Genomic DNA, 22153 nt, shown 5'->3' with positions numbered 1-22153 from the left:
AATGCTCGGCAGGCCAGCTAAACCTTAGCGGCCTGTGCGGTCCTGAAGCGCCGCAGGGTAACGGTCGCCAACGATTTTCACCGTTTCCAGCGCCAGGGCGATTTTGCTTAAATCACTCTGTGACAGGGTAACTTCTATTGCGCCCAGGTTTTCCTCCAGCCGGTGCAGTTTAGTGGTCCCCGGGATCGGCACAATCCACGGTTTTTGCGCCAGTAACCACGCCAGCGCAATTTGCGCCGGGGTTACGCCTTTTTCGGCGGCGATGTTACCCAGCAGAGCCACCAGCCCTGCATTGGCTTCACGCGCTTCTGTAGCAAAACGAGGTACCTTACTGCGAAAGTCATCTTCGCCGAACGGGGTTTCTGCCGTGATGGCTCCGGTCAGGAAGCCTTTGCCCAGCGGGCTGAACGGCACAAACCCGATGCCCAACTCTTCCAGCAGCGGCACAATCTCTTGTTCAGGTTCACGCCACCACAGAGAGTATTCACTTTGCAGGGCGGTAACCGGCTGTACGGCATGCGCCCGGCATATCGTCTGTGCCCCGGCTTCGGAAAGCCCAAAATGCTTAACCTTGCCTTCGGCAATCAGGTCTTTCACCGTACCGGCGACATCCTCAATTGGTACCTCCGGGTCAACGCGATGCTGATATAACAGGTCAATCACGTCGGTTTTGAGGCGGCGCAGCGATCCCTCCACCGCTTCGCGGATATGCTCCGGGCGGCTGTTTAAAATCTGCTGCTTGTTGTCAGCCCCGAAGGTAAAGCCGAATTTAGTTGCGATAACCACGCGATCGCGCAGCGGTTTTAAAGCTTCGCCGACAACTTCCTCATTCAGATAAGGGCCGTAAACTTCGGCGCTATCAAAAAAAGTCACGCCGCGCTCTACGGCTGCTCGAATCAGTTCCACCGCCTGACGAGTATCCGTTGCCGGGCCGTATCCGTGGCTAAGCCCCATACAGCCCAGACCCAGGGCAGACACTTCCAGCCTGGCGTTACCGAGAAAACGTTTTTGCATCAGTATTTACCTTTTCTGTCGCTGTTAAACATCGAGTTTACGGCCCGTCAGCCATTCGACCATGGCCGGGTCACGATGCGAGAAAAATGCGCTGGTTGCGGTATCAAGAGCGGTAATGCGCATCATGTCTTCGGCGCTGAGTTCGAAATTGAGGATGTTGATGTTCTCTTCCATCCGCGCTTTTTGTACTGATTTAGCCAGTGAAACAATGCCGCGCTGGAACAGCCAGCGCAGGACAACCTGGCCCACGGTTTTGCCATACTGCTCACCTATGGCGGTTAAAACGGGATGCTGAAATAAGCCATTTTTACCTTCGGCAAATGGCGCCCAGGCTTCAGGCCGGATGCCCCGGCTTTGCATCCACGGTGCGGCATGTAGCTGCTGATTAAAGGGGTTAACCTCAACCTGGTTTACGGCCGGAACGACTTTATTGAAGGCCACAAGGTCGGCGAGCCTGTCGGGATGGAAGTTACTCACGCCGATAGCACGAACTTTACCGGCCTGCTGCAACTCCTCCATAGCACGCCATGCGCCATGAATGTCGCCGTAGGGCTGGTGGATAAGGTAAAGATCGACATAATCCAGCTGCAGGCGATTAAGCGAACGCTCAAACTGCGCTTTTGCGCCTTCGTAATGGGTATCCTGTAGCCACAGTTTCGTGGTAACAAAAAGTTCGTTACGCGCGATACCGCTTTGCTTCAGCGCATTCCCGACCTGAGTTTCATTTTGATAAGAAGCGGCGGTATCAATCAGGCGGTAGCCCGTTTCGATGGCGTCAATCACGGCCCGCTCGCACTCGTCGGCGTCCGTCATCTGGAACACGCCAAAGCCCAGCAGGGGCATTTCAATACCGTTATTGAGTGTTACTGTTTGCATGGCGTTACCCTTCAATCGTTGTGTGTGAAGAGCATAACGCAGGGGGATTTATTCGATTAGAGGGCATAATTCGCAAGGGCTTATTAGAATTATTCATTAATCATGATATTGCCTAAGGAGAATGTGGCTGCCCGTCTATGCGCTAATAAAATAGCGGCTCGGGTAAGGCCGAAACCGCCATCATGCAGGCTGTCTTTATTACGAGGCTGGAAAGAGAGAATGATTATGTTTCTTGAGCTTCTCCGGTTTTAAATTCTGAGGTATCCAGCAGCGGCATAGTGCCATTTTTTTTGAAACCATAATTACCAAGTGCAATAGCCAGGTGGCTTATAGAGTCAGCATTGATAAAAAGTGCTTCCTCTTTAATAGTCGAGTTTGTGTTAAAGATATCAACAAATTCCGTTATATTCATATTGTATAAATGGCCAATATATAGATCTGTGAAGATATTCCTCTCTTCCAGTTTTCTGGTTGAGGACGAATAATCATCTGATACGTCATCAAGTTGAGCGTGAACGGCAATCTCTGAACCTGATTTATCATCTAAACATGACTTCTCTTTTATAATCTGAAATAAATCCACTTTAGAATGATGGTGGGCTACTTCATGAATAAGAGCGTTAATCGCATTAAGAGTGCATTTCCCAAAGAAGTTGTCTGTCAGAAATATGACTTTGTTATGGCCATCTGAGATGGATGCCGCTGTAATGTTGGCGTTTGCGCCCGTGCTGCTGTATCCATAATAAACGGAGTTTCTTTTGCTTTTTAGACGTTCAGCTATATCTGATTTTATTGAGTTGTATAAAGGAATGAGTCTTGATTTAATATCCTGAGGATCGACTATGCCATAGTGTCGCAGATGATTATCGAGCTCATCGTTATTTTTGTCTTCTAATTGTAAGATTGCTGAGTCCAGGGTTTTTATAGCGTTATAGGCAACGCCTTTGAAAAATTCATATTTATCACGTTCAATACATCTTAATTCATCAAGCCCTCGGGTAACAACATTAAAACCATCACTATTCAGGAGGGTTACAATATCATCAGGAAGATGTGAGGCAGAGCAGACCGAATCGGCTTCAGCGCCTGGGAATATCAGAGGGTCATGGCGGGAAATAAACTCACCTGTTGCATACAGCGCATTTGAAATGGGGTGTAACAGGTTGTTGGCAGAGATAAATGAAGTGCTATTGGAGGGAGCGGTTAGCAGATTATTTTCAAACCGGAGCTGGCTAAGAAGAAGCATTAATGGAACAGCCAGTCCCTGGCGTGGAGCGGTATTTTGTGGAGGGGAGCGACTCAGTTCGAGATAAGAATTGGCGACTTGATTAATATTCTTTCCCGTGCGGAGTATTTCATCCGGCGTGGCCGGGTTCTTTGAGGTGGTTACCCGAGTTTGTAGCGTGTTTTTCCCAAAGGCATCATGAATGTTATGCTTATAAGCTCTGGTTGAAGCCCTGTGCTGCGATGCTGAAATTGGCATATTAAAATTTCCTTTTAATCAAAAGAAAGTATTAAAACTTTCGCACACGCATAACTATCAATTAACGACCTTTATTCTGGCCGTTTTTTAACTTTACCAGCCTGCCGATCACCAGCCCGTAATACGCGGCCAAATCTCAGGCACAGAGCTGCTCTCGTCTACAACGTAGTAATGCTGGTGCATGGCGGCGGTGGCGCAGGCGTGGTTGGGCAAAATACGCACCCGGCTGCCGAGGGGGAAATCATTTACAGTGAATGAGGCCTGCTGTGCCAGCTCAATAATGCCGTGCTCCTGGTTGGTAGTGTTGACGATTAAACCTTCAAGCGGATCTCCGTTGGGGCTGCAAACCATGCCGTAGCCATAATCCTGGCTCTGGTTTGCCGTGCCCCTGTCGCGGGATAGCGCCATCCAGCCTGCGTCTATAAATACCCAGCCTTTGTCGCGGTTATGGCCGATAACGGTGGCTACCACGCTGATTGCGATGTCTTCAACACGGCAAACGCCAATGTTTTTCATTACCAGATCGAACGTGGTAAACACTCCGGCCCGCACTTCGGTGATATCGGTCAGGTCTTCGGCGAAATGCGCCGTCGGGGTTGCGCCAACGCTTAATATCGGGCAGTCAAAACCCCGCTCTCGCAATCTGTAGCCAGCGGTTCTGATGGCCACGCACTCTGTTTTAGCGGCGGCGCGGATCTCATCGTCAGTGCGGCACTGGTAAGACTCGCCCGCATGTGCAAGCAGGCCGGTAAGCCGTGAGCCACCGTCTTCAATAATGCGAGCCAGCTCGGGCAGAGCTTCGCTGTGCGGAGGAATGCCGCCGCGATGTCCGTCGCAGTCCACCTCAATAAACACCGAAAACACAACGCCGTTTTGTTGCCCATACTCGGCCACCGCCAGAGCCTGCTGCTCGCTGTCGAGCAAAATGTGCATCTCCACGCCTTGCTGCATCAGCCGGGCAACACGCGGCAGTTTGTGCGGGGCAATACCAACGGCGTAAAGTAGGTTGCTATAGCCCGCTGCGGCAAAAGCCTCGGCTTCTGCGAGAGTTGAAACGGTTGCCGGGGAGCAAGTATCGCGCAGCAGATAGCGGGCGGCATCTGGCGAGCGTAATGTTTTAAGATGCGGCCTTACCCGGCTGCCCAGCGCTTCAACGCGGGAATACAGCCGCGCGATATTGCGCAGGTATTTGCTTTTATCAATCAGTAAAAACGGGGTGTCGGGTGCTTGCGGACATTCAGCGAACATAGCGATTCTCCTTATGGGGGAAGCTCATGTTGCCATTCGTCTGGTTAGGTATAAATTAATATAAAATCAATAAATGATTAGGTTTTAAGTTAATGATAAGCAGCGACGACCTCTATTTTTTCCGCACCATCTCCGCCCACGCTACGCTTGCCGCGGCGGCGCGGGCGATGAACGTTACGCCTCCCTCGGTGACGCAGCGCCTGAAAGGGCTAGAGCAAAAGCTCGGCGTCAGCCTGATCCTGCGGCCATCGCGGCAGGTTTCCCTTACCGATGAGGGTTCGCTGCTGCTTAGCCGGGCGGAAAAAATTCTCGCTGAACTGACCGGTTTGCAGTCGGCAATGGACGACCGGCGGCAAACGGTCCGAGGGAAGCTGCGCGTGCTGGCCCCATTAGGCTTCGGTAACGACTACATCGCGCCGCTGCTGGGCGATTACGCCGCTCAGCATGAAAACCTCGAAGTGGAACTAACGCTCTCCGACGACCCGCATTGGGCCACGCTGCACAAATGGGATCTGGTGATATTTATCGGTGAACTGCGGGACTCCAGCATGCACTGCATCCGGCTGGCGGCCAACCGGCGTTTTATCTGCGCTTCGCCGGGTTACCTCAGCAGGCGGGGGACGCCAGCCGCGCCGGAGCAGCTGGCTAACCACGACTGCATCGCCCTGCGTGAAAACAGCGAGGACGTCACCCTCTGGCGTTTCTCCGGCCAGGAGGGCGATTGCCCGCAGCGTATTGCGCCGCGCCTGTCGAGTAATGAAGGCCGGGTGGTGAAGGAATGGGCGCTGGCTGGACGGGGGATCATTATGCGTTCCGAGTGGGATGTGCTGCCGCAGATCAACGCCGGTTCCCTGGTGCGCCTGCTGCCGGAGTATCAACTGCCGGATGCCGACATTGTGGCGCTTACCGGCTCTGCGCCTCAGGAAAGAAGCCCCAGAACGCAAAAATTTATCGACCTGTTACGAGAAAAACTCTCTTCCCGTCCGTGGGAAAGAGAGTCGCGTGCGGGTTAAATCAGCTGGCCGTGTTTTCTGGTTTGATCCTGAACCAGATGGCGTACATCGCGGGCAGGAACAGCAGGGTCATCACCGTGCCGCCTAACGTACCGCCGATGAGCGTATAAGCCAGCGCGCCCCAGAATACCGAGTGGGTGAGGGGGATAAACGCCAGAATCGCCGCCAGGGCGGTGAGCAGAACCGGGCGCGAACGTTGAATCGTCGCCTCCACCACGGCGTTAAACGGCGTGAGACCCGCCTGCTCGTTATGCCGTATCTGCCCGATGAGAATTAAGGTGTTACGCATCAATATTCCCGACAGCGCAATCAGCCCCACCAGGGCATTAATACCAAACGGCTGGTTGAAGAGGATAAGCGTCGGCACCACGCCAATCAGCCCCAGCGGGCTGGTGGCAAACACCATCAACATCGCTGAAATCGAGCGTACCTGCAAAATAATTACCAGCAGCGTCAGAGCAATCATTATCGGGAACAGTGGAGCCATGGCTGCGGTGGCTTTGCCGGATTCTTCAATCGCTCCCGCTTGCTCAATCCTGTAGCCCGCCGGGAGCTTGTCGATAATCGGCGCGATTTGCTTCAGCATCGCCGTCGAAACATCCGGCGGCTGGAGGCCTTCCACCACGTCGCCGCGTACGGTAATAGTTGGCGTTCTGTCCCGGCGTCTTAGCACCGGGTCTTCCATTATCACTTCGACCTTGCCAATCTGCGAAAGCGGCACTTTCTGGCCGTCCGCGCCCATCAGCGTTAGCGCCGAAAGCTGCGCCGGATCGTTACGGATCTCGCCCCTCGCTCTGCCCGTGACCTGCACGGAGCGAATATCCTCCCGAACCTCGGTAAGCGGAGCGCCGGAAAGCAGGAACTGTAATTGCTGCGAAACAGAGGTCGTAGTCAGGCCCACGGCATTCAGGCGATCCTGGTTCAGCGTGAAGTGCAGCGTCGGCACCCTTGATCCCCAGTCGATATTCACGGTGCGCATCTGCGGGCTGCCGATCATCACCGCTTCAACCCGGGCGGAAATATCCCTTAACACGTCCGGGTCCGGCCCTATAACGCGAAAGGCAACGGGGTAGGGAGTGTAAGGCCCGAACACCAGCTGGGTTACGCGTACTCTGGCTTCGGGCGCAAGCCCGTCGCTAATCGCCTGGCGTAGCCGGAATTTCAGCGCCTCGCGGGCTTCCGGGTCGGGAGTGAGGATAACGATTTTGGCAAATGACGGGTCGGGCAATTCGGGTGCCATAGCCAGGTAGAAGCGCGGTGCGCCCTGGCCAATATAGGAGGTCACGATTTTTGACTCTTTCTGCCGCGCGAGCCATTTTTCAATCTTCTCTGTGGCAAGCGTGGTTTGCCCGATGGCCGTGCCGTAAGGCATCTGCACTTCTACCAGCACTTCCGGGCGGTCGGAAATAGGGAAGAACTGCTTCTTAACCACGGCCATTCCGGCGATGGCGAGCAAAAATAAGCCCACCACTGAGCCCGCGGTTAGCCACTTTCTGGCGATGACTTTTTTCAACAGTGCTCTGAAGCGGTTGTAGTTTTTACTGGTGTAGACCGCGTGCTCTGCCAGCACCGCTTTATGCCGCTCGGGCAATAATTTCACCCCCAGATAAGGCGTAAACACCACGGCTACCAGCCAGGAGGCAACCAGCGCGATGCCGACAATCCAGAACATGTTGCTGGTGTATTCCCCGGCGGTGGAGTGGGCAAAGCCGTTTGGCATAAAGCCGATAGCCGTCACAAGCGTGCCCGCCAGCATCGGCGCGGCCGTGTGGCTCCAGGCATAGGCCGAGGCTTTTACCCGGCTGTAGCCTTCCTCCATTTTCACCACCATCATTTCAATGGCGATAATTGCGTCGTCAACCAGCAGCCCGAGCGCCAGGATCAGCGACCCGAGGGTTATCCTGTCAAAGTTTTTATCCGTCGCCGCCATGACGATAAACACCACGGCAAGCGTCAACGGCACGGCTGCGGCGACCACAATGCCGACGCGCCAGCCCATGCTCACGAAGCACACCAGCATCACCACCAGCAGGGCGGCGAAGAACTTCATCATAAACTCGTTAACGGCGGAGCTGATGTTGACCGACTGATCGCTGACTTTGCTAAACGTCATGCCCAGCGGCATGCCGTCGTTGATTTTGCGGGTTTCACTATCCAGCGCTTTACCCAGCTCCAGCCCGTTCCAGCCGTCGCGCATTACTACGCCGAGCAGCAGCGCCGGTTCGCCGTTATTGCGCACCAGGAACGTAGCCGGATCTTCATAGCCGCGATCCACGCTGGCAACGTCGGAAAGTTTCAGGGTTTTCCCCTGCGCCACAATCGGGGTGTTACGAATCTTATCCAGCTGATCCAGCGCCCCGTCCAGGCGAATAAACACCTGAGGGCCGGAGGTGTCGATGGATCCCGCCGGGCTTAGCAGGTTCTGGTTGCTTAGCGCTTTAAAGATGTCGAGCGGAGAGACGCCAAGGGTTGCCAGCTGGTCGTGTGAGAACGAAACGAAAATACGCTCCGCCTGCTCGCCGATGATATTGACCTTTTTCACGCCGGGAACGTGGAGCAACTGCTGCCGCAGGTTTTCCGCGTCACGCACCAGCAGGCGCTGCGGTTCGCCCTTTGCCTTAAGGGCAAACAGGGCGAAGGTTACGTCGGAGAATTCGTCATTCACCAGCGGGCCGATAACGCCGTCCGGCAGGTTTTTGGCTTCGTCGCCGATCTTTTTACGCGCCTGGTAAAACGCTTCCGGCACGGCGGCCGGTGGCGTGCTGTCTTTTAAAGATACGATGCTGTAGGCGAGGCCGGGCCGGGTGTAGGTTTCGGTGCGGTCATAAGCATCCAGCTCCTGCATCCTTTTTTCCAGCGGCTCGGCCACCAGATCCTGCATTTGCTGCGCTGTCGCGCCCGGCCAGGCGGTGATCACGGTTAGCTGTTTTACGGTAAAGGGCGGGTCTTCCGCACGGCCAAGCTTGAGAAACGCGATTATCCCGGCAAGGGTTATCAGCAGGATCATAAACAGGGTGACCGATTTTTCCCGCACCGCGAGCGCGGAGAGGTTAAAGCGCTGGTCGCTCATTATGGCGCTCCCGCTACGTCGGGGGTGCTCTGGGCCTGCGGCCTGACTTCTTCGCCTTCGTGCAGAAGGTGGACGCCTAACGCCACAATGCTGGCATTATCCGGCAGCGCGGCGGAAACCACGGCGGACTCATCGCTGATTCTGAGAACGGTGACCGGCTGCCAGCTCACTTTTGCCGGTTTCCCGGAGACGACCCAAACGCCGGACCCTTTCTCTTTGCCCGAGTCGTAAATCGAAGCCAGCGGAATGGTTAGGTTTTGAGACCGGTGGCCGCCCTCGGGAATATCAACCGTTACCGTGCTGCCGAGCGGCGCCTCTGAGAGCGGGGGAGCTAGAACAAATTTGGCTTCGAAGGTTCGCGTTTGCGGGTCGGCTGCATCGGAAAGCTGGCGCAGCGTGGCCGCAACGGGTTTTCCGTCACCGCCGTACAAATGAGCGCTGGCAACGGTGCCGATATCGGGGCGCAGGGTCTCCGGCAGGCTAACTACGGCTTCACGCTGTCCGGCGCGGGCCAGTCTTATCACCGCTTGCCCGGCGGATACAACCTGGCCGGGTTCGGCAAGAGTCTCCACCACCACACCATCGGAGTCCGCCGTCAGCACGGCGTAGTTCATCGCATTTTTCGCAACGTTAGCCTGCGCCAGCGCGGCCTGAAGATCGGCTCTGGCGCTGTCGGCCTGGGCTTTAACCTGGTCGTACTGAGAAGCTGAAATTGCCCCGGTGCCGATTATGCTCCGGTAGCGGGTTTCGTCCGCTGCGGCCTGCTTTGCACGCGCTTTTGCCGCCGCAACGGCCTGGTCTTGTGCTCTGGCCTGCAAGCTTAGGTCCTGCGGGTCCAGCCGCAGTAGAGGCTGGCCGTTTTTGACCGTTTGCCCTTTATCTACCAGGCGCTCAAGGATCTTACCGGAGACGCGGAAACCCAGGTCGCTTTGAATGCGGGAGGCCACAACGCCGGTGAATGAGCGCGCGGCGTCGTTTGCAGGCTGCACGGTGCTTGTTCGCACCAGCGGAGGCTGGGTTCGCGGATCGTCTTGCTTAGACGAGTTATCGCAGGCGGTAAGGGTTGTGCACAGCAGGGCAGCAACCACCGGAAGAGGCCGAAGACGAAACATACGTTCCCTTATAAACGCGAGTCAGGAACGCGATAATTATTCAAGTGACCAATTTAGTCAATGGTCACAAAATGCCGTCATGGCATCAGGCTTTTTAGGATCAGGGCGGGAAGCTGCTGCTCCGCCTGCTTCGCGAGGTCGAGGTTGTATTGCAGCTGAACCGGATTAATAAAGGGCAGCATCACCAGAAAAACGGCATCCACGGTCTCATCCAGCGGGCTGCGGCGCTCAAACTCGCCTGACTTGCGGCCTCTCTGGATAATATTTGCTAACATAATTTTCAACTGCTGCTTGTAGCGCTCGGCGGACGGCCAGTTGTGCTGGCAGGAGGCAATGGCGATATCGTGCAGCTTGCGGTCATAGAAGAACAGGTCGCTGCCCGCGGCAATCAGCTCGCTAAACATTGCCCGCAGCTGCGCCGACGCCCCGTTAACGTCGTTTACCGCGGCGCTGACTCTGTCTATCATCAACGTAAGTCGGTTATCGCAGATAACTTCGCCAATTTCCTGCTTGGATTTGAAGAACTTATAGATATAGGCTTTGGAGTAGCCAATCGCTTTGGCCAGGTCTGAAACCGTGGTTTTTTCAAAACCATAATGGCCGAAGAAATCTGTCGCGGCGTGGATAATCTGCTCCCTGACATTGTGTTCGGCAGGCCCTCTGGTTTCTGCTGCCTGGACGCTGGTATCGGACATGCGTGCTCCCTGTAATCGAACGGGTGAATGGTGACCATTGTAGCATTGGGTTACCCGCGGTGGATTATTCTAATCCTAAAAGGTGTTCAGCACGGCTTACCGTGCTGATAGAAATAATCAGGTTACTGCCCGAGCATCTGTAAAAAACGCTTTACCGACGGAGATCGTTCGAACTGCCGGCAGGCCACGGCGACATCGGTTTTTATTTCATCGCCGCGTATCGGGTGGAAGGTGACATTCGGGCTGGCGATACAGGCCATCGAGGCGGGTACCAGGGCAAAGCCGAATCCGGCGGAAACCATGCTGAGCGAAGAAGATATCTGCGAAGCCTGGCAGGCATTTTTCAAATCAATATTGGCCCGCAGGCAGGCGTTATACATCATTTCATAAAGCCCCGGCGCGACTTCCTGCGGAAACAGCACCGGCGGCACGTCTGCCAGCGCGGCCAGCGCCAACTCATTTTCACCAGAAAGTGGATGATCCCGGTGCAGGGCAATCATCGTCGGCTCCTCATCCACCAGCCGCAGGCTGAAACGTTTGCTGCTTTCGCAGGGCAGGCGCACGAACGCCACGTCCAGCAAGCCCTCATCCAGCTCCTGCATTAGCTCCGCCATATTCGTCTCCCGCTGCCGCAGTTCGATGGCGGGATACTGCTGCTGAAATTGCCGCAGCAGCGAAAAAATCTTCGGATTGAAAGCGTTTGAACTGGCAATACCCAGCGAAAGCTTGCCGTTTATGCCGCGTGCAATGCCGCGGGCTTTTTCCAGCGCGGCGTCGCTGTGGGCGAGGATCTGGCAGGCATCCTGGTAGAAGGCCTCCCCGGCCTCGGTCAGCTCCACGCCGCGGGTCAGGCGGTGCAGCAGCGGGGTGCCCACTTCGCGCTCCAGGCGCTGTATTTGCTGGCTGAGCGGCGGCTGGGAAATCCCAAGCAGTTCGGCGGCTCGGGTGAAGTTGCGCGTCTGGGCGACGGCAACAAAATAGCGGAGATAGCGAAGTTCCATATCAAAAACGTCTTAAACCTGAGGGAGTTTTATATTGGAACTGTGAGCTGGATCGAGTCAACATCTTATTAACGTTTCTTAACTGTCCCGGCGCGAGGATAAACCGCGATGAGCGACCTAACACTCTGTTCCTGTGAGAAAAGCCTGCTAGAAATGGTCGAGACTTTTGCCGCAAGAAATAAAGAAAACATGATATATCAAACTTCGCTGATGAGCGCGCTGCTGAGCGGTGTGTATGAAGGCGAAACCACGATGGCCGACCTGCTCAAGCGTGGGGATTTTGGCCTCGGCACCTTTAACGAGCTGGACGGCGAGATGATTGCCTTTAACAGCCAGGTCTACCAGCTGCGGTCTGACGGCAGCGCCAGAGCCGCCAGTCCACAGCAGAAAACGCCCTTCGCGGTAATGACCTGGTTTAAACCGCAATACCGGTTACGCATCGACAGCCTGACCAGCCGCCAGGAGCTGCACCAGATCATCGACCAAAAAATCCCTTCCGATAACCTGTTCTGCGCCTTACGCATTGACGGACACTTCCGCCACGCGCACACCCGCACCGTACCGCGCCAGACGCCGCCTTACCGTGCAATGACAGACGTGCTGGATGACCAACCGGTGTTCCGCTTTAACAGCCGCGCCGGGGTGCTGGTGGGATTCCGCACGCCGCAGCACATGCAGGGCATTAATGTGGCCGGTTACCACGAACACTTTATTACCGACGACCGCCAGGGCGGCGGGCATCTGCTCGACTACCAGCTGGAGCAGGGCGTGTTGACCTTCGGTGAAATTCACAAACTGATGATCGACCTCCCGGCGGACAGCGCTTTCCTTAATGCCGATCTTCATCCCGATAATCTTGATGCCGCTATCCGTGCGGTAGAAAACTAGCGTTCCGCTGGAGGAAACAAACGATGGACAATAAAAAACCTCTGCGTCAGTGGGCGCACGGTGCTGACATGGTTGTTGCTCAACTTGAAGCTCAGGGCGTGAAGCATGTATTTGGCATTCCCGGGGCAAAAATAGACAAAGTATTTGATTCCCTGAACGACTCGCCAATCGAGCTTATCCCGGTACGCCACGAGGCAAACGCCGCCTTCATGGCTGCGGCGGTGGGGCGCATTACCGGCAAAGCAGGGGTGGCACTGGTCACTTCCGGGCCGGGGTGCTCAAACCTGATTACCGGCATGGCGACGGCCAATAGCGAGGGCGACCCGGTGGTGGCGCTCGGCGGCGCGGTAAAACGTTCCGATAAAGCCAAACAGGTTCACCAGAGTATGGACACGGTAGCGATGTTCAGCCCGGTGACCAAATATGCTGTTGAAGTTTCCGCCCCGGACGCTATCGCCGAAGTGGTCTCTAATGCCTTCCGCGCCGCCGAACATGGCCGCCCAGGCAGCGCCTTCGTCAGCCTGCCGCAGGATATTAGCGACGGCCCGGCCACCGGCAATATTCTGCCTGCAAGCGGCGCAATTCAGTCAGGTGCCGCGCCGGATGCGGCCATTGAAGAGGTGGCAAAACTGATTGCTGCGGCTAAAAATCCGGTGTTCCTGCTTGGGTTAATGGCGAGCCAGACCGAGAACAGCGCGGCGCTGCGCCATCTGCTGGAGAAAAGCGGCATCCCGGTTACCAGCACCTATCAGGCCGCCGGGGCGGTAAATCAGCAGCACTTTTCTCGCTTTGCCGGGCGCATTGGCCTGTTCAATAACCAGGCCGGTGACCGCCTGCTGCAATTGGCTGACCTGGTTGTTTGCATCGGCTACAGCCCGGTGGAATACGAGCCGGCGATGTGGAATACCGGCGACGCTACGCTGGTGCATATCGATGTGCTTCCGGCTTATGAGGAACGCAATTATGTGCCGAACGTTGAACTGGTCGGCGATATCGCCGGAACGCTCAGCAAGCTCACCGCGCTGATAGAAAAGCCGCTGATTCTTAGCCCACGCGCTTCTGAAATCCTCATCGACAGGCAGCATCAGCGTGAACTGCTGAACCGCCGGGGCGCGCAGCTTAACCAGTTCGCTCTCCATCCCCTGCGCATCGTTCGTGCCATGCAGGATATCGTGAACGACGACGTAACGCTGACGGTTGATATGGGCAGCTTCCACATCTGGATTGCCCGCTACCTCTATAGCTTCCGCGCACGCCAGCTGATGATTTCTAACGGCCAGCAAACCATGGGCGTGGCTCTGCCGTGGGCGATTGGCGCATGGCTGGTCAATCCCGGGCGCAAAGTGGTTTCCGTTTCCGGTGACGGGGGCTTCCTGCAATCCAGCATGGAGCTGGAAACCGCGGTGCGGCTGGGCGCTAACATCCTGCACATCATCTGGGTCGATAACGCCTACAACATGGTGGCGATTCAGGAGCAGAAAAAATATCAACGCCTGTCCGGCGTGAACTTTGGTCCGGTGGACTTTAAAGCCTATGCCGATGCCTTTGGGGCCAAAGGGTTTGCGGTGGAAAGCGCCGAAGCTCTGGAGCCGACTTTACGCGCCGCAATGGATGTTAACGGTCCCGCGGTGGTCGCCATTCCGGTTGATTACAGCGACAACCATCTGCTGATGGGCCAGCTGCACCTCAGCCAAATTCTCTAAAAAATACAGAAGGATAAAATGATGAAAAAAGTAGCATTAGTGACCGGTGCCGGTCAGGGAATTGGGAAAGCTATCGCACTGCGTCTGGCTAAAGACGGTTTTGCCGTCGCCATTGCTGATTTCAACGCGAAAACCGCGAAAGAAGTGGCTGACGAAATTAACAGCAACGGCGGGCGTGCGCTGGATGTAACCGTCGATGTCTCCAGCCGCGAGCAGGTGTTTGCCGCCGTTGAAGCGGCACGCAAAGGGCTGGGTGGTTTCGATGTGATTGTGAATAACGCCGGGGTTGCGCCTTCTACGCCGATTGAGGAAATCACCCCGGAAATAGTCGATAAAGTTTACAACATCAATGTGAAAGGCGTTATCTGGGGGATTCAGGCGGCGGTTAAAGCGTTTAAAGCCGAAGGCCACGGCGGCAAAATCATCAATGCCTGCTCTCAGGCAGGGCACGTCGGCAACCCGGAACTGGCGGTTTACAGCTCGAGTAAATTTGCGGTGCGCGGCCTGACCCAGACCGCAGCTCGCGACCTGGCTCCGCTTGGCATTACCGTTAACGGCTACTGCCCGGGCATTGTGAAAACGCCAATGTGGGCTGAAATTGACCGTCAGGTTTCTGAAGCCGCCGGTAAACCGCTGGGCTACGGCACGGCAGAATTCGCCAAACGCATCACTCTTGGCCGCCTGTCCGAGCCGGAAGACGTGGCTTCCTGCGTCTCTTACCTCGCCAGCGCCGACTCCGATTATATGACCGGCCAGTCGCTGCTTATCGACGGCGGTATGGTCTTTAATTAATAGCCTTTTTAATGTGGAGTACCTTTTGGCCTGGCGGTGATACTGTCGGGTCTTTTTTATTTGCCGCTGTTTATCTGAAGCTTTTTATCAACTTCTATACTTTGTCATCACCAACGGTAGAAAAATTACAGAAGGGATTGGGTATGTCAAAGTTGTCACCGGCGGGCGGCGGGGAAGCCGCCGTTTCATCGCCGCATAAGCTGATTCTGGCCGGTAGCGCGCTGGGCGTGGTGTTTGGTGATATCGGCACCAGCCCGCTGTATACCCTGAAAACGGTGCTGCTGCTTTCGGGGAATAACCCAACTCCGGCGGTGATCCTCGGGCTGTTGTCGCTGATTATCTGGACCCTGATCCTGATTACTTCGGTGAAGTACGCGATGTTTGCCATGCGCATCGACAACCATGGCGAAGGCGGGATCATGGCGCTGATGTCGCTGCTGGTGGCGAAAGATAAAGGCTCGCGCTGGGTGGTGCTTGCTGCTCTGCTTGGGGCGGCGCTTATTTACGGCGACGGGGCGATTACCCCGGCCATTTCGGTGCTTTCGGCGATTGAAGGCATGAATATTCTCTGGCCCGAAGCCGAAACCTACGTGCTGCCGATTGCCGTCACTATTCTGGTGGCGCTGTTTGCGGTTCAGCCGTTCGGCACGGCGAAAATCGGCAAGGTATTTGGCCCGATTATGGCGCTGTGGTTTATTTCGATTGCCGGGCTGGGGATCTGGGGCATTGCCCAGCATCCCGCGGTGTTGATGGCGCTCAATCCGTGGTATGGATTGAAGTTTCTGGTTTCTAACGGCTTTGTGAGCTTTATGGTGCTGGGCGGAGTCTTCCTGTGCGTAACCGGAGCCGAAGCGCTGTATGCCGATATGGGGCACTTCGGTAAAAAACCGGTCTGGCTGGCCTGGTTTGGCGTGGTGTTCCCGAGCCTGCTGCTGAATTACGCCGGGCAGTCGGCGCTTATCCTTTCCGGGGCGGATATCAGCCAAAACATCTTTTTCAGGCTGTGCCCTCCGGCACTGCTGATGCCTTTGGTTATCCTCGCCACGCTTGCCACCATTATTGCCAGCCAGGCGATAATCACCGGCGCATTCTCCATGACCCGGCAGGCCATTCAGCTCGGCTGGCTGCCGCGTTTACGCATCAGGCAAACCGCCGCTGAAAGCTACGGGCAGATTTATATCGGCACCATTAACTGGCTGTTGATGGCCGTCACCTTGTTCCTGACGGTGTTCTTTAAATCCTCTGAAAACCTCGCCGCGGCATACGGCATTGCGGTCTCGCTCACCATGCTGATGACCTCCGGGCTGCTGTACGTGGCGATGCGCCACATCTGGCAGTGGCGGCGGCTGACCAGCGCGCTGGTGGCGGGGGGCTTTTTGATCATCGATACCTGCTTCTTAATTGCCAACCTGATTAAGGTGCTGGAGGGCGGCTATATTCCGCTGCTGCTGGCGGCGGTAGTTTGTACCACCATGCTGGTCTGGCATCGAGGTGCTGGCGAGGCGGCAAATGCGGTGAATGAGACGGTCATCGACGTCAACACGTTCTTCGCCGCGCTGAAAGAGCGGGGCGTGCCTCGCGTGCAGGGTTCAGCGGTGTTTCTGACTAAAAATCGCAACGGTATTCCGCCCGTGATGCGCTGGCATGTTGCGCGTAACCATGCGCTACAGCAGCAGGTGCTGTCGCTGACGATTTCGATTATGAACGTGCCGCGCGTTCCCGCCGGAGAGCGACTGGTGATTATTGAGCAGGCACCGGATTACTGGCGCGGTATCGCCCAGTACGGCTTTATGGAAAGGCCGCATATTCCCGAGCTAATGGCGAGGCTGGGTGAAATGGCGTGTGCTTTTTCGGTGGAGGATGTGACTTACTATCTCGGACACGAAACTATTGTCCCGCGTGAGGATGGGAAAGGGATTCCGGGCTGGCAGCGCAAAGGCTTTGCTTTTATGCTCAGGAACGCCACCCATGTGACCCATTATTATCGGCTGCCGAGCGACCGGGTGGTTGAAATTAGCCGCCGCATAGCGATTTAAGCGGAGCGCAGAACCAGGCGGATAAAACTGTCGATATCGCCCAGCGCCAGCTCTCTGTCGGCAGGCGCTGAGGCAACCAGCAGCTTGTCGGCATAGCCATTTAGCAGGGCGCTAAGCTGGCGCGTAACGCGGCCGGCATCAACCGTTTTGAAAATACCTTCGGCGATACCGGCGGCAATAATATCCGCCAGCACCTTTTCCCATTTTTGCGTCATATCCAGCGCCAGCTCCGCCCACAGGGGGCTGTGAGCCGCCTGGTGCCACAGCGCGCCGTAGAGCTGCCAGACCGCGTCCGGCGCATGGGGGAGGTAAATGTGAGTCAGTCGGCGCAGTTTTTCTTCCGGGGAAAAAGCGTTGGTTTCTTCGGTAAATCTGTGCAGGTCGGCCATTAAAAAGTCGGTCATTGCTTCAATGCACAGCGTTTGCCAGTCGCGGAAATAGTGATAAATGTGGCTGCGTGAGATGCCCACCCGCTCGGTCAGTTCGCGGGTGGTCACTTTCTCAATACCTTTCTCAATGAACAGCTCGATGGCCCCGCTCAGGATTTTGCTTCTCAGCGTGTCAGCTGCTTGTTTCATGATTATTCCACAATTATCTATAGCGTCAGGGAAGCTATCTTAGCAGTTTTTAACGCTATTTTCCGTCTGACGCAGGGCGTATTTCAGCGCCACGGTGCTGGCGGCAACCAGCGCTGCGGCAGAGATTACGACCGTCAGATAGGCCTGCCCAAACGCGGCGCGCGCAAGGTTGGTCAACTGCTCTGCGCCTTGCTCGCTCATATTCCGGGCAAGATGCAGCGCCTCGTCCAGGCTATCGTAGGCCGCCTTGCCGCTGACCAGCCCGTCCGGCAGCACCAGGCTTGAGCTGTATACCGCCGTCATCAGGCCGCCGAGCAGCGTTACGCCGAGCACGCCGCCCATTTCCCACGACACGTCTTCAATCGCCGCCACCATTCCGGCTTTTTCTTCCGGAGCGTTAAGCATGATTGAGGTTGAAGCTGCGGTAAAAGCGACGCCAAGCCCGAGGCCGATAACAAACAGGGCGGCAAGCTGCGGGGCGAGACTATAGTCGGCAAGCAGCGCCACGCCAGCCATACCGAGAGCGGTAACCAGCAGCCCGAAAACCATCATCCTGGAACCGCCCCAGCGCGGCAGCATGATGCCAGCAAGCGGGGAGGCAAGGGCGGAGCCAATCGGGATCGGCAGAATCGACAGTCCCGCCAGCAGCGGCGTAAGACCGAGCACCAGCTGGAGTCGCTGGGTCAGCACCAGTTCGATGCCGGTAAGCGCGATCATCGTAATAATCGCCACGCAAATACCGCTGGCAAACATGCGGTTACGGAACAGCGAGAAGTCGATCATCGGCTGTGCCGCGTTTTTCTGGCGGCGCACAAATAGCGCCAAAAACAGCACGCCAACCAGCAGAGAGCCGACAATCGTCAGCATTGAGGCGTCCATTTTGCTGAGCTCTTTGAGGGCGTAAATCACGCCAACCAGCCCGAACATAATCAGCAGCGATGCGATAAAGTCGCACGGGCGCTGCGGGTTTCCCGCATCACGCGGGATCAGGAACCAGGCAAAGACGATAACCAGCAGCACGACCGGCACGTTTATCAGGAACACGGAGCCCCACCAGAAGTATTCCAGCAGTACGCCGCCCACAACCGGGCCGAGCGCGGCGGCGGCGGATGCCACAGCCGACCAGATTCCGATGGCGAGCGCGCGCTCGCGTTCGTTGATAAACACCTGACGGACGATGGCAAGCGTTGCCGGCATCATCATCGTTGCGCCAATGGCGAGGAACACACGGGATGCAATCAGCAGTTCCGCCGTAGGAGAGTAAGCGGCGCATAGAGAAGCTATGCCGAATACCGGCAGCCCCGACATAAACATCAATTTATGGCCGAGCCTGTCGCTTAGCATGCCCGCGCCGGGCAGCAGGCCAGCCGCAACCAGCGGGTAGGCGTTGATTATCCACAGCTTTTCTGACGCGGTTGCGTTCAGCGCCTGGGTAAGCCGCGGCAATGCGGTGTAGAGCACCGTCATATCAATAATGATTAAAAACAGGGTGCTGGTGAGGATCGCCAGAATCAGCCAGCGATTAGTGAACTGCATGGTTAATGCCTCTAAAAAACGGAAATTGAGCGGTTGCTCAAGCGTGAAATATACTTGAGCAACCGCTCAAAGACAACCCGGGATCTGTTGTTGGAATGGCGAATACGATAGGGTAAACACATATCAGCAATCCGATATGGGTTTCAGGAGAAGGCAGGGAAATGAAAAAACTGATCGTTATGTTGCACGGCGTGGGAAGTTCCGGGGCGGATTTAGAAGGGCTGGGGCTATTTTTCCAGCAGGTCATGCCGGAAGTCCTGTTTGCTTCTCCGAACGGCAGCGAGCCTTTTGACGGCGGCGGCGAGGCGTACCAGTGGTTTAGCCTGGCGGGCGTGACGGAGCAAAATCGTCCGCAGCGCATCGTTGACGCGAGGGCGGCATTCGACGCTCAACTTCGGGCTATTTTTGAGCAGCACGATGTGGTTCCGGGCAAAGACCAGGTGATTTTGCTGGGCTTTTCTCAGGGATCGATTATGGCGCTGGACGCGCTGGTGACCGCTCGCTTCCCGCTGGCAGGCGTGGTGGCATTCTCCGGGCGACTTGCTTCCCCAAAACCTTACCAGCTCGCGGCAGATGCTTCAGCGTTGCTTATCCATGGAATGGCGGATCAGGTGATCCCGTGGGCGGAAAGCGAAGCCGCAGCGGCGGCGCTTACGGAAGCCGGAGCCGAGGTTGAAACGCTGTTCGAACCTGGCGTAGTACACACCATAAGCGCCGACGGTGTTTCTCAGGCGATGGGCTACATCGCCGAGCGTTTTGAACTGGATCCTGAGTAAAATATTCTTCTCACCGTGGCCTCCTCCCTGAAGGGGGCCACGGAAGCAATCACTTGCTCATATCGCTAAGCAGCACGGCAATACTCTTGCCGCCCTCGGTCTGCTCCAGCGCAATTTTCACCGCAATTGTCAGCGGTACTGAAAGCAGCATGCCCACCGGGCCGAGCAGCCAGCCCCAGAAGATTAACGATAAAAACACCACCAGCGTTGAAAGGCCCAGCCCGCGCCCCATCATGCGTGGCTCGAGAATATTGCCGAACACCAGGTTAATCACCAGGTAGCCCGCCACCACAATCAGCGCTTCATACAGGCCATTAAACACCAGCACCTGCACCACGGGCGGAATAGCCGCTATCACCGAGCCGATATTCGGAATGTAGTTGAGGGCAAAGGCCAGCAGGCCCCAGATAAAAGCGAAGCGTACCTCAAGCGCCGCCAGCATTCCCCACACCACAATCCCGGTCACGATGCTGATGGCCGTTTTCAGCACCAGATAATGACTGACGCTGTCCAAAGCACGCTGGATAGCGCCCATGCCTTCTTCCGGGCGGGACATCAATTGCTGGAGCTTGCGCGGCAGCTGCGGGACTTCAATCAGCATAAACACCACGGTGAGCAGCAGCAGGAAGATGGAGGTCATGGCGTTGGAGAGCTGGGTCAGCAGACCGGTAACCAGGGTCATCAGCGCGTTGGGGTCAACATATTTCATGAGCTGATCGACGGAAACCGAGATCCCCGCCCGCTGTAGCCACGGCTCCAGCGTTTGCAGCGGTACGGCAAGCGAAGAACGATATTGGGGCAGGGTACGAGCCAGCTCGTTCAGCGATGTGCCGAGATAGGCGAGCAGCAGCACCATACTCAAAATAATGATCACGATAACCAGGCTGATGGCAAGCACGCGAGGAACGCGCAGGCGCTCAAGACGGCGAATCAGCGGGTTGAGAATAACCGCGATAAACAGCGCCAGAATAAACGGCACGATGATATCCGCTGCGGCTTTTATTCCCACAAGAATAATTACCAACATTCCCAGCATAATCACGGCTTTCAGAGCGCGCAGAGTTATTATTGGTTTCGCCATTGTTGCAGGTTCTCCACGGTTACAGGCAGAAAATAATACACCGCCGGTAAAAAATTCATCGATTAATTACGCTAGTTTAAACGTTGCCAACAGTTTAATACATTGTGAAGCCAGGGGTGTGCAGCGTAAAGAATTGCAAAGGTCGCGGGCTAAGATACCGAATTATGGTACAAATTTGGCGTGTTTAACTACTGAGGACAATTTTCTATCCGCAACTGACGAGAAGCAACACCGCGGATAAGTTGGAAAAATTATGGACAATATGTTCAATACCCCTTTAAGCAACTCTTTTATTTTTACTACTTCTGCCTCTTCCCTTTCTGGTGAACAACACTGGCGCAACGCGCTTTAGTCCCTTTCTTCTGACAAATTTTTTGCACCTTTAATTTGGCTTGCTCGTCGGTTTGACGTGTCTTGCAGGCTTCTTGCAGCTTTATTTTCTCTGTCAGGAGAGAAATCATGATTTACTGGATTTTACTGGGACTGGCTATCGTCGCCGAAATTACCGGCACTTTGTCAATGAAATGGTCAAGCGTCAGCGAAAATAACGCAGGTTATATTTTCATGCTGGTCATGATCGCCCTCTCTTATATTTTACTGTCGTTCTCGGTGAAAAAAATTGCCCTCGGCGTGGCCTATGCCATGTGGGAAGGCATCGGTATTTTGTTTATTACCGTATTCAGCGTGCTGCTGTTTGATGAGTCCATTTCACCGCTGAAAATACTCGGCCTGAGCACGCTGGTTGTCGGCATCGCGCTGATTAAATCCGGCACGCTGACCAAAAAACCGCGTAAACAGAAAGCGGAAAAGGGAGGCGATCATGCCGTCGTTTGAGTGGGTTCATGCTCTGTGGCTGCTGCTTGCTATCGTGCTGGAAATCGCCGCGAATATATTATTAAAACATTCGGATGGCTTCCGTCGCCCGCTCTACGGCGTGCTCTCTTTACTGGCCGTACTGGCGGCATTTAGCGCCCTGGCCCAGGCAGTAAAAGGGATCGAGCTGTCAGTGGCCTATGCGCTGTGGGGCGGTTTTGGGATTATTGCTACCGCCGCCGCAGGCTGGATCTTGTTCGGCCAGAAGCTGAACCGTAAGGGCTGGATTGGCCTTGCCTTGCTGCTCGCAGGGATGGTTATTATCAAATTTGCCTGATCTATCACGCTGCCCGTTAATTATCGGGCAGCGCTTTGCCGTAAGTGTATTACGCTTATTTTACGGTAAAAGAGACTCCTCTTAATTAATCACCGGTTAGC

At 55.6% G+C, this 22153-nt stretch carries 19 protein-coding genes; 8 read left to right on the top strand and 11 right to left on the bottom strand.

What is annotated here, in order from left to right; all coding sequences use genetic code 11:
* Positions 1-24 precede the first annotated feature (24 nt).
* The 4 genes from ACG1VR_RS12635 to ACG1VR_RS12620 form a co-directional block, all read right to left on the bottom strand.
* On the bottom strand, positions 25-1014 hold the full coding sequence (locus ACG1VR_RS12635; protein WP_395488955.1) for an aldo/keto reductase: 990 nt from the start codon (positions 1012-1014) through the stop codon (positions 25-27).
* A 24-nt stretch (positions 1015-1038) separates the two neighbouring features.
* Complete coding sequence (locus tag ACG1VR_RS12630; RefSeq protein WP_395488954.1) at positions 1039-1890, bottom strand: aldo/keto reductase; 852 nt, start codon at positions 1888-1890, stop codon at positions 1039-1041.
* 223 nt (positions 1891-2113) lie between these two features.
* Positions 2114-3373 (bottom strand): hypothetical protein, encoded by a 1260-nt coding sequence (locus ACG1VR_RS12625; protein WP_395488953.1) that lies wholly within the window; start codon positions 3371-3373, stop codon positions 2114-2116.
* Between the two features lie 108 nt (positions 3374-3481).
* On the bottom strand, positions 3482-4621 hold the full coding sequence (locus ACG1VR_RS12620) for a DSD1 family PLP-dependent enzyme (protein ID WP_395488952.1): 1140 nt from the start codon (positions 4619-4621) through the stop codon (positions 3482-3484).
* A 92-nt stretch (positions 4622-4713) separates the two neighbouring features.
* On the opposite strand from ACG1VR_RS12620, the gene ACG1VR_RS12615 reads away from it, so the two are divergent.
* Positions 4714-5634, top strand: a complete 921-nt coding sequence (locus ACG1VR_RS12615) for a LysR substrate-binding domain-containing protein (protein WP_395488951.1) — start codon at positions 4714-4716, stop codon at positions 5632-5634.
* Between the two features lies 1 nt (position 5635).
* Here ACG1VR_RS12615 and ACG1VR_RS12610 read toward each other — a convergent pair whose 3' ends face one another.
* The 4 genes from ACG1VR_RS12610 to ACG1VR_RS12595 form a co-directional block, all read right to left on the bottom strand.
* Complete coding sequence (locus ACG1VR_RS12610; protein ID WP_395488949.1) at positions 5636-8704, bottom strand: efflux RND transporter permease subunit; 3069 nt, start codon at positions 8702-8704, stop codon at positions 5636-5638.
* Positions 8704-9816, bottom strand: coding sequence for an efflux RND transporter periplasmic adaptor subunit (locus ACG1VR_RS12605; RefSeq protein ID WP_395488948.1), 1113 nt, complete (start codon positions 9814-9816; stop codon positions 8704-8706). Before ACG1VR_RS12605 ends, ACG1VR_RS12610 begins: the two co-directional genes overlap by 1 nt.
* 77 nt (positions 9817-9893) lie before the next feature.
* Complete coding sequence (locus ACG1VR_RS12600; protein ID WP_395488947.1) at positions 9894-10511, bottom strand: TetR/AcrR family transcriptional regulator; 618 nt, start codon at positions 10509-10511, stop codon at positions 9894-9896.
* A gap of 122 nt (positions 10512-10633) precedes the next feature.
* Entirely contained in the window at positions 10634-11512 is an 879-nt protein-coding gene (locus tag ACG1VR_RS12595; RefSeq protein WP_016536269.1) for a LysR family transcriptional regulator, read from the bottom strand.
* Positions 11513-11620: 108 nt separating this feature from the next.
* Here ACG1VR_RS12595 and budA point away from each other — a divergent pair, with 108 nt between their 5' ends.
* From budA to ACG1VR_RS12575, 4 genes are all read left to right on the top strand, one after another.
* Positions 11621-12400 (top strand): acetolactate decarboxylase, encoded by a 780-nt coding sequence (gene budA / locus ACG1VR_RS12590; protein ID WP_216376546.1) that lies wholly within the window; start codon positions 11621-11623, stop codon positions 12398-12400.
* Positions 12401-12423: 23 nt separating this feature from the next.
* Positions 12424-14103 (top strand): acetolactate synthase AlsS, encoded by a 1680-nt coding sequence (alsS, locus tag ACG1VR_RS12585; RefSeq protein WP_016536271.1) that lies wholly within the window; start codon positions 12424-12426, stop codon positions 14101-14103.
* Between the two features lie 21 nt (positions 14104-14124).
* The gene (locus tag ACG1VR_RS12580; RefSeq protein WP_395491106.1) at positions 14125-14895 is read left to right on the top strand and encodes a (S)-acetoin forming diacetyl reductase; all 771 of its coding nucleotides are present in this window, start codon (positions 14125-14127) and stop codon (positions 14893-14895) included.
* Between the two features lie 143 nt (positions 14896-15038).
* Complete coding sequence (locus tag ACG1VR_RS12575) at positions 15039-16931, top strand: potassium transporter Kup (protein ID WP_395488945.1); 1893 nt, start codon at positions 15039-15041, stop codon at positions 16929-16931.
* Here ACG1VR_RS12575 and ACG1VR_RS12570 read toward each other — a convergent pair.
* Both ACG1VR_RS12570 and ACG1VR_RS12565 read right to left on the bottom strand, forming a co-directional pair.
* Positions 16928-17509 carry a TetR/AcrR family transcriptional regulator gene (locus ACG1VR_RS12570; protein ID WP_172570078.1) on the bottom strand — a complete coding sequence of 194 codons (582 nt, stop codon included), beginning with the start codon at positions 17507-17509 and terminating at the stop codon, positions 16928-16930. The genes ACG1VR_RS12575 and ACG1VR_RS12570 overlap by 4 nt on opposite strands.
* A 39-nt stretch (positions 17510-17548) precedes the next feature.
* Positions 17549-19045: an MFS transporter gene (locus ACG1VR_RS12565; RefSeq protein WP_395488944.1), complete on the bottom strand. Its 1497-nt coding sequence runs from the start codon at positions 19043-19045 to the stop codon at positions 17549-17551.
* A 161-nt stretch (positions 19046-19206) separates the two neighbouring features.
* On the opposite strand from ACG1VR_RS12565, the gene ACG1VR_RS12560 reads away from it, so the two are divergent.
* Positions 19207-19821, top strand: a complete 615-nt coding sequence (locus ACG1VR_RS12560; RefSeq protein ID WP_395488943.1) for an alpha/beta hydrolase — start codon at positions 19207-19209, stop codon at positions 19819-19821.
* A 49-nt stretch (positions 19822-19870) separates the two neighbouring features.
* Here ACG1VR_RS12560 and ACG1VR_RS12555 read toward each other — a convergent pair whose 3' ends face one another.
* The gene (locus ACG1VR_RS12555; RefSeq protein ID WP_016536277.1) at positions 19871-20902 is read right to left on the bottom strand and encodes an AI-2E family transporter; all 1032 of its coding nucleotides are present in this window, start codon (positions 20900-20902) and stop codon (positions 19871-19873) included.
* A gap of 456 nt (positions 20903-21358) precedes the next feature.
* Here ACG1VR_RS12555 and mdtJ point away from each other — a divergent pair, with 456 nt between their 5' ends.
* Both mdtJ and mdtI read left to right on the top strand, forming a co-directional pair.
* Positions 21359-21736 carry a multidrug/spermidine efflux SMR transporter subunit MdtJ gene (mdtJ, locus tag ACG1VR_RS12550; RefSeq protein WP_115586284.1) on the top strand — a complete coding sequence of 126 codons (378 nt, stop codon included), beginning with the start codon at positions 21359-21361 and terminating at the stop codon, positions 21734-21736.
* Entirely contained in the window at positions 21723-22052 is a 330-nt protein-coding gene (mdtI, locus tag ACG1VR_RS12545; protein WP_016536280.1) for a multidrug/spermidine efflux SMR transporter subunit MdtI, read from the top strand. The genes mdtJ and mdtI overlap by 14 nt, the downstream gene beginning before the upstream one ends.
* The last annotated feature ends 101 nt before the right edge of the window (positions 22053-22153 follow it).

The sequence above is a fragment of the Cedecea davisae genome (genome assembly GCF_044095835.1).
In the GTDB taxonomy this organism is placed as follows: domain Bacteria; phylum Pseudomonadota; class Gammaproteobacteria; order Enterobacterales; family Enterobacteriaceae; genus Cedecea; species Cedecea davisae.
Note: the sequence above shows the minus strand (reverse complement) of the source record. Positions and strands in the feature narration are given on the sequence as shown.

Excerpts from the sequence above, each read along its gene's own strand:
- ACG1VR_RS12555 (WP_016536277.1), bottom strand. The coding sequence starts at position 20,902 with ATGGCGAAACCAATAATAACTCTGCGCGCTCTGAAAGCCGTGATTATG.
- ACG1VR_RS12635 (WP_395488955.1), bottom strand. The coding sequence starts at position 1,014 with ATGCAAAAACGTTTTCTCGGTAACGCCAGGCTGGAAGTGTCTGCCCTG.
- ACG1VR_RS12595 (WP_016536269.1), bottom strand. The coding sequence starts at position 11,512 with ATGGAACTTCGCTATCTCCGCTATTTTGTTGCCGTCGCCCAGACGCGC.
- budA (WP_216376546.1), top strand. The coding sequence starts at position 11,621 with ATGAGCGACCTAACACTCTGTTCCTGTGAGAAAAGCCTGCTAGAAATG.
- mdtI (WP_016536280.1), top strand. The coding sequence starts at position 21,723 with ATGCCGTCGTTTGAGTGGGTTCATGCTCTGTGGCTGCTGCTTGCTATC.
- ACG1VR_RS12615 (WP_395488951.1), top strand. The coding sequence starts at position 4,714 with ATGATAAGCAGCGACGACCTCTATTTTTTCCGCACCATCTCCGCCCAC.
- ACG1VR_RS12605 (WP_395488948.1), bottom strand. The coding sequence starts at position 9,816 with ATGTTTCGTCTTCGGCCTCTTCCGGTGGTTGCTGCCCTGCTGTGCACA.
- ACG1VR_RS12610 (WP_395488949.1), bottom strand. The coding sequence starts at position 8,704 with ATGAGCGACCAGCGCTTTAACCTCTCCGCGCTCGCGGTGCGGGAAAAA.
- ACG1VR_RS12620 (WP_395488952.1), bottom strand. The coding sequence starts at position 4,621 with ATGTTCGCTGAATGTCCGCAAGCACCCGACACCCCGTTTTTACTGATT.
- ACG1VR_RS12565 (WP_395488944.1), bottom strand. The coding sequence starts at position 19,045 with ATGCAGTTCACTAATCGCTGGCTGATTCTGGCGATCCTCACCAGCACC.
- ACG1VR_RS12575 (WP_395488945.1), top strand. The coding sequence starts at position 15,039 with ATGTCAAAGTTGTCACCGGCGGGCGGCGGGGAAGCCGCCGTTTCATCG.
- ACG1VR_RS12630 (WP_395488954.1), bottom strand. The coding sequence starts at position 1,890 with ATGCAAACAGTAACACTCAATAACGGTATTGAAATGCCCCTGCTGGGC.
- alsS (WP_016536271.1), top strand. The coding sequence starts at position 12,424 with ATGGACAATAAAAAACCTCTGCGTCAGTGGGCGCACGGTGCTGACATG.
- ACG1VR_RS12600 (WP_395488947.1), bottom strand. The coding sequence starts at position 10,511 with ATGTCCGATACCAGCGTCCAGGCAGCAGAAACCAGAGGGCCTGCCGAA.
- ACG1VR_RS12580 (WP_395491106.1), top strand. The coding sequence starts at position 14,125 with ATGAAAAAAGTAGCATTAGTGACCGGTGCCGGTCAGGGAATTGGGAAA.
- ACG1VR_RS12560 (WP_395488943.1), top strand. The coding sequence starts at position 19,207 with ATGAAAAAACTGATCGTTATGTTGCACGGCGTGGGAAGTTCCGGGGCG.
- ACG1VR_RS12570 (WP_172570078.1), bottom strand. The coding sequence starts at position 17,509 with ATGAAACAAGCAGCTGACACGCTGAGAAGCAAAATCCTGAGCGGGGCC.
- ACG1VR_RS12625 (WP_395488953.1), bottom strand. The coding sequence starts at position 3,373 with ATGCCAATTTCAGCATCGCAGCACAGGGCTTCAACCAGAGCTTATAAG.